The organism is Solemya pervernicosa gill symbiont, from assembly GCF_002020875.1.
In the GTDB taxonomy this organism is placed as follows: domain Bacteria; phylum Pseudomonadota; class Gammaproteobacteria.
This window is the reverse complement of the sequence record NZ_MPRL01000091.1, coordinates 1-8,482: the sequence shown is the minus strand read 5'-3', so window position 1 is coordinate 8,482 and position 8,482 is coordinate 1. Positions and strand designations below refer to the sequence as shown.

Sequence of the window (8,482 nt, the reverse complement as noted above, 5' to 3'; positions counted from 1 at the left end):
CGGGGCGCCGTAGGCATAAACGGTCGCGTTAAGTATTTGCCGCTTGCTTGGGCTTGGACGCCCAAAACAAGCTTCCGCAAAAATAGCGACTCCCCGAGAGAACTTTCGGCTTTCAAACTCAGGGTCGGACTCGACCAGTTTTCGCATGTGTGTTTCCGCTGATAAGGCTGTTTCAATGAATGTAGATGAAAGATAAGCCTCAACTGCTGTAACAATATGTGTGTGTAGCATTACTGATAGATTTGCACGTGATGAATCGCTTACCGGGACATTTGCGATCTCCTTTGAAGCTTCCATAGTTTCATTGAAAATGTCTATGCGACTTTTTCCAGCTACAAAGTAGTCGTCCTCATACGAGCCGAAAATTGCATGCATATCATCGAAAGCTGACTCAAGTCGTTCCCAGCCATCAGTGCTTTCATCGGCGTCAGGATCATCAAGTTCCTCTCTTATCCATGCCTCTTTCTGCTCTTGCCATTCTTGCTCTTGTAGCTCCATCCAATAATGCTTCATTAGCCCCATGTGATCTCCTTGTTCATGAGTATTTGACATCTGTGGTCAGTATACCCATTCCATGCAAGTGGCTCATGAGTGGATGTCGAGACTGGTTTTGACTTTTCCCCTTCTACATCACCGAGCATCGGAGTAATTTCAGGGGTATGCGAGCAGCCTGTCTGAGCGAGCGGAGCGAGTGAGTTCTGCTCGCGCCTGAAATTATGAGAAGCGGAGGGCACCCGCAGGGTGATGTGGCGGGGTGATGGTTTTGGGTACTTTTGCCGAATCAAAAGTACCACGCCGCGCGGGTGCGCGAACCCGCATTAGAATGACGTCGCGACAGCGACACAACCCCAACTACCGTTGCGTCTGCCGCCGCTCCAGCTGCTCTTCGATGAGCTGTATCAATTTCTGCAACGCACCACGATTCTCATCGATTACCGTCTTGCCGATGGCGCCAACCGCTTCACGTTGATTGGCATCCTCCAGCCAGTCGAGTACTACCGCGACCAGCTCATCACCATTCTTTACCTGACGGCTGGCACCGCGGGTTAGCAGCAGCTGGCTGATCTCTTCAAAGTTAAAGACGTGTGGCCCGGTGACCACGGGTACGCCGAGTGCGGCCGCTTCGAGTGGGTTGTGGCCGCCGTGGGGTATCAGGCTGCCGCCGACAAAGGCGACGTCTGAGGCGGCGTAGAAGAGTGGCAGCTCGCCCATCGTATCGCCGATAAAGACATCGGTCTCGTGCGGACAGGCGCGGTGTTCGCTACGCAGGCAGACACGGTAGCCGGTCTGGCTGGCCAGCTCGGCCGCGCGTGAAAAACGCTCCGGGTGACGTGGCACCAGTACCAATAATAGATTGGGTTGCACCTTGCGCATCTTGGCAAAGGCGTCGAGCACCATCTCATCTTCGCGCTCATGCGTGCTGGCGGCGATCCAGACAGGACGGTCGGTGCCGAGGTTGCGACGCATCACCTCGGCCTGCTCCTGCAGGCTGGCGGGGAGTTTGATGTCGAACTTGATGCTGCCGGTTACCTGGGTGCTGCGAATCGGCATACCGAGGGTGGCGAAGCGTGAGGCGTCGCGTTTGCCCTGCGCGGCGAGCAGGGTGACCTTGCCCAGCGTCTCCTTGGTGAGCTTCTCAAAGGTGCTGTAGCCCTTGGCAGAGCGCTCCGAGAGGCGTGCATTGGCGATGATGGTGGGGATGTTGTAACGCTCGCAGTAGTGGAACAGGTTGGGCCAGATCTCGGTCTCCATAATCACCGCCAACCGTGGGCGGGTGGTGAGCAGAAAACGTTTGACCGCTGCCGGTAGGTCGTAGGGAGCGTAGACGTGGAACACATCGGTGCCAAACATCTCACGCACCCGGCGTGAACCGGTGGGCGTGGTGGTGGTGACGATCATCGGCAGCTCGGGGTGACGCTCGAGCAGGGTGCGAATCATTGGCGCTGCCGCCTGCATCTCACCCACCGAGACGGCGTGGATCCAGATGCCGCCGCGCTGCTGTGGAGGAGGGAAGTGGCCGAAACGCTCACCCCAGCGCAGCCGGTAGTCGGGTGCCTTGAGGCTGCGCCACAGCAGCTTGAGCAGCACCAGCGGCGTCAGCAGGTAGAGCAGGGCGCTATAAAGGTTACGATGCATGGGGTCGGATCGAAGCGCTGAGCCTTAGCGGTCGAGCCACTCCATGTAGGCGTGCACACCCTCGGCAACGGTCTTGAAGGGTTTGTCGTAACCGATCTCACGCAGTACTGAAATATCCGCCTCGGTGAAGCTCTGGTAACGCCCCTTGAGATGCTCGGGGAAGGGGATGTATTCGAGCGTGCCGCGCTGGTGGTAGTCGATCACCGCGTTGGCGACATCGTTGAACGACTGTGAGCGCCCGGTGCCGACATTGAAGATGCCCGACTTGTCGGGGTTGTCGAGGAACCAGAGGTTCACATCGACCGCATCACCGACATAGATAAAGTCGCGACGCTGTTCGCCGTTGCCGTAGCCGTCACAACCCTCGAAGAGTTTGACCTGATCACCCTCGCCAAGCTGGTTGCGCAGGTGGAAGGCGACCGATGACATGGTGCCCTTGTGCTGTTCGCGCGGGCCGTAGACGTTGAAGTAGCGGAAGCCGGCGATCTGGCAGGTCGCCTCCGGCAGCACGCGGCGCACATACTGGTCGAAGAGGAACTTGGAGTAGCCGTAGACGTTGAGCGGTGCCTCGTGCTCGCGCTGCTCGCTGAAGACGCTGCCGTCGCCGTAGACCGAGGCGGAGGAGGCGTAGATGAACTGCGCGCCGTGGTCGAGGCAGAAGTGCAGCAGTGCCTTGGAGTACTCGTAGTTGTTATCCATGATGTAGCACCCATCCCACTCGGTGGTGGAGGAGCAGGCGCCCTCGTGGAAGATCGCATCGATCGGTGCGCCGAAGTCGACCTTGTCGAGGATGTTGACCAGGAAATCCTCCTTGGCCATGTAGTCCTCGATCTCGCAGTCGACCAGGTTCTTGAACTTGACGCCGTTTTTCAGGTTGTCGATCACCAGGATGTCGGTGCGACCCCGCGCGTTGAGCGCCTTGACGATATTGCTGCCGATAAAGCCGGCACCGCCGGTTACGATAATCACTTTGCTATCTCTCCTGAACTATTCGCCTGAGCGAATGGTATCGATGATGGTGGTGGTGGAGTGGCCATCCTTGAAGGTGAGGATGGTGACCTCGCCGCCGTTGTTGCGTACACAGGTTCCACCGGCGACCTCATCGGCCGTGTAGTCACCGCCCTTGACCAGCAGGTCGGGCAGCACGTTGCAAATCAGCCGCTCCGGGGTCTCCTCGCCAAAGGGTACGACCCAGTCGACGCTCTCCAGCGCGGCCAGCACCGCCATGCGGTGATCGAGATTGTTGATCGGGCGGTTCTCGCCCTTGAGGCGGCTCACCGAGGCATCATCGTTGACCGCCACGATCAGGTGGTCGCCGAGATTGCGCGCCTGCTCCAGATAGTCGACATGGCCGGGGTGAAGGATGTCGAAACAGCCGTTGGTCATCACCACCGTTTCATTATGGGCGCGCGCATCCTCGACCAGCTCGAGTAGCTGTGCCTCGGTGACCACACCGTGGCCAGAGGCGTGCAGCATGTGCAGTGCACGGCGTAGCTCGGGAACGGTGATGGTGGCCGCGCCGAGTTTGCCAACTACCAGACCTGCGCCGGTATTGGCCAGTGAGGTGGCATCGGGCATCGGGTGGCCAGCGGCGAGCGAGGCGGCGAGCAGTGAGATGACGGTGTCGCCCGCGCCGGTCACATCAAAGACCTCGCGTGCCACGGTGGGCAGATGGAGTGGCGCTTCATCGGCACGTAGCAGGCTCATACCGTGTTCGCCACGGGTGACCAGCAGCGCCTCGAGATCGATCCGTTTGCGTAGCGCCTCGCCGTTGGTAACCACACTCTCATTATCGGGACTGCTGCCAGCAACCTCCTCAAACTCGCTGAAGTTGGGGGTGATCAGTGTTGCGCCGCGATAGATGGTGAAGTCGCTGCCCTTGGGGTCGACCAGTACCGGCTTGCCGGCGGCACGTGCGGTCTCAATCAGCGTCAGTGAGTTATCGAGCGTGCCCTTGCCGTAGTCGGAGAGCAGCACCACGTCACAGCTCTCCAATGCGTTGCTGAAACGCTCCAGCAGGCGGTCGCCATTCAACCCTTTGAAATCATCCTCGAAGTCGAGGCGGATCAGCTGCTGATGACGGCTCAGTACACGCAGCTTGGTGATGGTGGCGTGGCCGGCGATACGCTCGAACTGACACTCGACCCCCGCCGCCTCGAGCTGTACCTGCAGCGCGTCGGCCTGCTCATCCTCGCCGGTCAGGCCGAGCAGGGTGACCTGCGCGCCGAGCGCGGCGATGTTAAGGGCTACGTTACCGGCACCGCCGGGGCGCTGCTCCTCCTCCTTAACGTGGACCACGGGGACCGGTGCCTCAGGTGAAATCCGTGAGGTGCCGCCGTGCCAGTAACGATCGAGCATCAGGTCACCGATGACCAGTACTCGGGCATTTTCAAATCTTGGAATTTGGACGCGCATAGGCAGGAACGTGTTGATTTACCGCTTCTATTTATTGGGGCGAATCATATCACAGCTCCGTTACGCTCGGTCTGTCACCGCCGCCTGCGACAAAGTAGAATGGCGCCACCATGAATCACCTGATTAAAACATGAGCGGACAGCCCCCCTTTCCGGCAAAAAGCTTTCTGGCACCGCGCTACTGGCTCACCTGGCTGACGCTGGCGCTGCTCTGGTGTGCGGCGCGTGCCCCTCACCCAATTCGCCTCAGGCTCGGTCGTGGGCTGGGCCACTTTATGCGTCTGGTGATGCTGGTGCGTCGTCACATCGTTGAGACCAATCTGCGGCTCTGTTTCCCCGATATGCGCGGTGCAGACCGAACCCGGTTGGTGAGGAAAAACTTCGAGTCACTCGGCATGACCATGATCGAGACGGCGATGAGCTGGTGGCTCTCCGATGAGGCGCTGCGTGGCATGGCGAGTGTCGAGGGAGTGGAGCATCTGCAGGATGCGGTCGAGGCGGGGCAGGGAGTCATCCTGCTCAGCGCCCACTTCACCACCCTGGAGATCGGTGGACGTCTGCTGGTGCCGCACGCCCATTTCCATGTGATGTATCGCGAACATAAAAACCCGCTCTTCGAAGAGGTGATGCGCCGCGCCCGCGAGCGTAGTTTCGACAAGGCGATCAAGCGCGAAGATATTCGTGGCATGCTGCGCAGCCTCAAACAGGGCAAGCCGGTCTGGTACGCCCCCGACCAGAACTACGGCCGCGAACACAGTGTCTTTATCCCCTTCTTCGATTTCCCGACCGCTGCCACGATCACCGCCACCTCACGTCTGGCAAAGATGAGTGGTGCGCAGGTGGTCCCCTTCTTCCAGCGTCGACTCGATGATGGACGTTACCGTCTCACCATTCTGCCACCACTGGAGGGCTTCCCCGGCGAGGATGGCGCGGCCGATGCGCTGCGTATCAATCGCCTGATCGAGGCGCAGATCAAAACTATGCCGGAGCAGTACCTCTGGGCTCACCGCCGCTTCAAGACCCGTCCCGAGGGAGAGTCCGGTGTCTACTGAGCCGTCGCCACGCTGGGATAGTTGGGGCCTCTTCACCCGCGTGGTGGGGCTCTACCTGCTGCTGCACATCGTGCTGCGCATGAGCCTCTCCTCGACCATGCTGATCGACGACGCCGAGCAGGCACTCTTCATCCAGTCGCTGGCGTGGGGTTACGGTATCGGCCAGCCACCGCTCTATACCTGGCTCGCCTGGATCTTCTCGATGTTCTTCGGCCCCGGTCTGCTGGCGCTGACGATGCTCAAGTACACGCTGCTCTTCGCCACCTTCGGCTACCTCTTCGCCGCCTCACGCCGCCTCTTCAATGATGACCGTCTGGCGTTGCTGGCGCCGCTCTCGCTACTGCTGATCTCCCCCTTCGCCTGGCGCGCCCACGAGGGCTTTACCCACACCATGCTGCTGGCGCTCGCCTGCGCCGCCAGTTACCACGCGCTGCTGCGGCTGCGCGATGAGGACTCGGCGCGTCACTACATCCTCTTCGGCATGTGGCTGGCGGTTGGTGCGCTGTCGAAGTACAGCTTCCCGCTCTTCGCCCTGCCGTTGATCGGCGCTGCGTTGCTGGTGGCGGAGTATCGGCAGCGGCTGCTCGACCGGCGCATCTTCGCTTCGATCGCGATCATGGTGGTGCTCACGCTACCCCACTTCAGCTGGCTCTACGAGAACCTCGACCAGCTGCAGCGCTACTACGCCAGCACGGTGCAGGCGCAGAGTGAACTGGGTTGGTTCGAGGGGATCGGCAGCGGGCTCTATAACCTCGGCAAGGCGAGCCTCTACTACCTCGTTCCCTTTGTGCTGATCGTGCCGCTGCTCTTCCCGCGTGCGCTCTGGCCGCAAGGGAGCTCGACCAATCCCGAGCAGCGGCTGCTCGGCTGGTTCCTGCTGATCGCCTACGGTTTTCTGCTGCTGCATATCCTCGGTGGTGCGACCTATTTCAAGGCGCGCTGGATGCACCCGGTGCTGCTGCTCTTCCCACTCTGGTTCTTCCTGAGGGTCGAGGCGGTCGGTGCCGGTCGTCGCGCAGTGAAACTCTATGTCTTTATTCTGATGGCGCTGACGCTCCTCGTCGCCGGGGTGCGGATCGCGCAGATGCACCTCTTCCCCGACTACCAGCGCTACGAGCGTATCCAGATCCCGATGGTTGCGTTGAGCAAGCAGGTGCTGAAGTCGGGCTTCGAGAAGGGGACGGTGGTTGCCAGCAGCAATTTCCTCGCCGCCCACCTGCTCGGACAGTTCCCCCAGGCGCGGGTGATCTCGCTCGATACTCCCTATTACCAGCCCGCCTACCGGTCGCCGGGTGACTGTCTGCTGGTCTGGAGAGATCGCGGCAAGGGAGTGCCGAAGAAGATGCGCGACTTCCTCGGCAGTGAGCTGGGTGTCGCGCTGAGCGTCAATGAGCCGCGAGTGCGCCACGTGATGAACTACTTCGGCAGCGACAAGCGCTACGCCATCGCCTACACCATGATCAGAAAGGGGCGCGGCGGCTGCCGCTAGTACCATGGCTATCGATCTGACCACAAAAAAGATACGCCGCATCCTCGTTATCAAGTGGAGCGCGATGGGCGATGTGGTGATCGCCACCACCGTGATCGAGGATCTGCGCCGCGCCTTCCCCGAGGCGCAGATCGATCTCAACACCCTGCCGCCGTGGCAGCGGCTCTTCGAGGGCGACGAGCGCTTTGGTCGCGTCTTCACCGTTGATCTGCGCGGCAAGCAGCGCGGCCTGCGCGGCAAGCTGCAGTGGCTGCGTGAGGTGCGTGCTGGAAAATATGATCTGGTCGTAGACCTGCAGGCCTCCGATCACACCCGCATCATGCTCAGCATGCTCTGGCTCAGCGGTCGTCAGATTCCCTGGCGTATCGGCAACAATCGCCAGTTCCCCTACAACATCCAGCCCGAAGAGCTGGAGAAGCCGGTGCACGTGATCCGCCAGATGCGCAGTGCACTCAACAGCGGTGGCATCCCGACCGAGACCACCCATCCGGTGCTGCATGTATCGGAACAGAACCGGGTCAACGTCGAACGCATCCAACAGGAGCACAACCTCGAACCGGGCGGCTACGCGCTGTTCATGCCGGGCTGCCAGGCGGCGGGTTATCTCAAACGCTGGGGCGCCGAGCGCTACGCCGAACTGAGTAAGCTGCTGGCTGAAAAGGGCATCTCAAAATCACTCATCATCGGCGGACCCGACGAGATGGGTGAGTGCGAAAAACTTGCAGCACTTGCCCCCGAGACCACCATCAACCTCTGCGGCAAGACCGAGATCATCGATATCGTGCCGCTCACCGAGGGGGCGCGTTTTGTCGTCGCCAACGACACCGGCACGGCTCATGTTGCTGCGGCTGCTAATCGTCCGATGTTAATTGTTTGCGGTCCCACTAATCCGGTGCGGGTGGTTCCTGTCGGTGAACAGGTCGAGGCGATCGAGCTCGATCTGGAGTGCATGTACTGCTACTGCAAGCATGAGTGTGACCATCATAGTTGTATGGTGGGGATTACGCCGGAGATGGTTTTGGATAGGTTGGGTTTGATGGGGGTTGTCTGAGTTGTGTCGCTAACGCGACGCTCTTTTTGAAAGCGGGTTCGCGCACCCGCGCGGCGTGGTGCTTTTGATTCGGCAAAAGTACCCAAAACCATCACCCCGCCACATCACCCTTCGGGTGCTCTCCGCTTCTCACGATTTCAGGCGTGAGCAGAAACTCGCTGCGCTCAGACAGCTGCTCACTCAACCCTGAAATCGCTCCGATGCTCGGTGATGTAGAGGGGGGTATAATCGTGCGAATCCCCCGCTGACCGCTATGGATAGCGAAGCGAAGGCGGTTAGTCCGCGATAGTCGACGCCGTCTGCCTATTCGTAGTTGAGAGCGCGAGCGAACGACGAAGAA

The 8,482-nt window shown here is 60.2% G+C and carries 7 protein-coding genes and 1 pseudogene; 3 read left to right on the top strand and 5 right to left on the bottom strand.

Annotation, left to right across the window (positions count from 1 at the left end; translation table 11 throughout):
* The 4 genes and pseudogenes from BOW52_RS15590 to hldE form a co-directional block, all read right to left on the bottom strand.
* Window positions 1–522, bottom strand: a pseudogene (locus BOW52_RS15590) (hypothetical protein); the annotation flags it as partial.
* Between the two features lie 330 nt (window positions 523–852).
* On the bottom strand, window positions 853–2,136 hold the full coding sequence (gene waaA / locus BOW52_RS15585) for a lipid IV(A) 3-deoxy-D-manno-octulosonic acid transferase (RefSeq protein ID WP_078485004.1): 1,284 nt from the start codon (window positions 2,134–2,136) through the stop codon (window positions 853–855).
* 24 nt (window positions 2,137–2,160) lie between these two features.
* Window positions 2,161–3,105, bottom strand: coding sequence for an ADP-glyceromanno-heptose 6-epimerase (gene rfaD, locus BOW52_RS15580; RefSeq protein WP_078485003.1), 945 nt, complete (start codon window positions 3,103–3,105; stop codon window positions 2,161–2,163).
* A gap of 18 nt (window positions 3,106–3,123) precedes the next feature.
* On the bottom strand, window positions 3,124–4,551 hold the full coding sequence (gene hldE / locus BOW52_RS15575; RefSeq protein ID WP_078485002.1) for a bifunctional D-glycero-beta-D-manno-heptose-7-phosphate kinase/D-glycero-beta-D-manno-heptose 1-phosphate adenylyltransferase HldE: 1,428 nt from the start codon (window positions 4,549–4,551) through the stop codon (window positions 3,124–3,126).
* A 130-nt stretch (window positions 4,552–4,681) separates the two neighbouring features.
* On the opposite strand from hldE, the gene lpxL reads away from it, so the two are divergent.
* The 3 genes from lpxL to BOW52_RS15560 are packed head-to-tail and all read left to right on the top strand — an operon-like array spanning window position 4,682 to window position 8,142.
* Window positions 4,682–5,602: an LpxL/LpxP family Kdo(2)-lipid IV(A) lauroyl/palmitoleoyl acyltransferase gene (gene lpxL / locus BOW52_RS15570; protein ID WP_078485001.1), complete on the top strand. Its 921-nt coding sequence runs from the start codon at window positions 4,682–4,684 to the stop codon at window positions 5,600–5,602.
* Window positions 5,592–7,091, top strand: coding sequence for a glycosyltransferase family 39 protein (locus BOW52_RS15565; RefSeq protein WP_078485000.1), 1,500 nt, complete (start codon window positions 5,592–5,594; stop codon window positions 7,089–7,091). Before lpxL ends, BOW52_RS15565 begins: the two co-directional genes overlap by 11 nt.
* Window positions 7,092–7,095: 4 nt before the next feature.
* Entirely contained in the window at window positions 7,096–8,142 is a 1,047-nt protein-coding gene (locus tag BOW52_RS15560) for a glycosyltransferase family 9 protein (protein ID WP_078484999.1), read from the top strand.
* 91 nt (window positions 8,143–8,233) lie between these two features.
* Here BOW52_RS15560 and BOW52_RS17555 read toward each other — a convergent pair.
* Window positions 8,234–8,482 (bottom strand): hypothetical protein (locus BOW52_RS17555; RefSeq protein WP_236725782.1); only part of this gene is annotated, 249 nt, incomplete at its 5' end.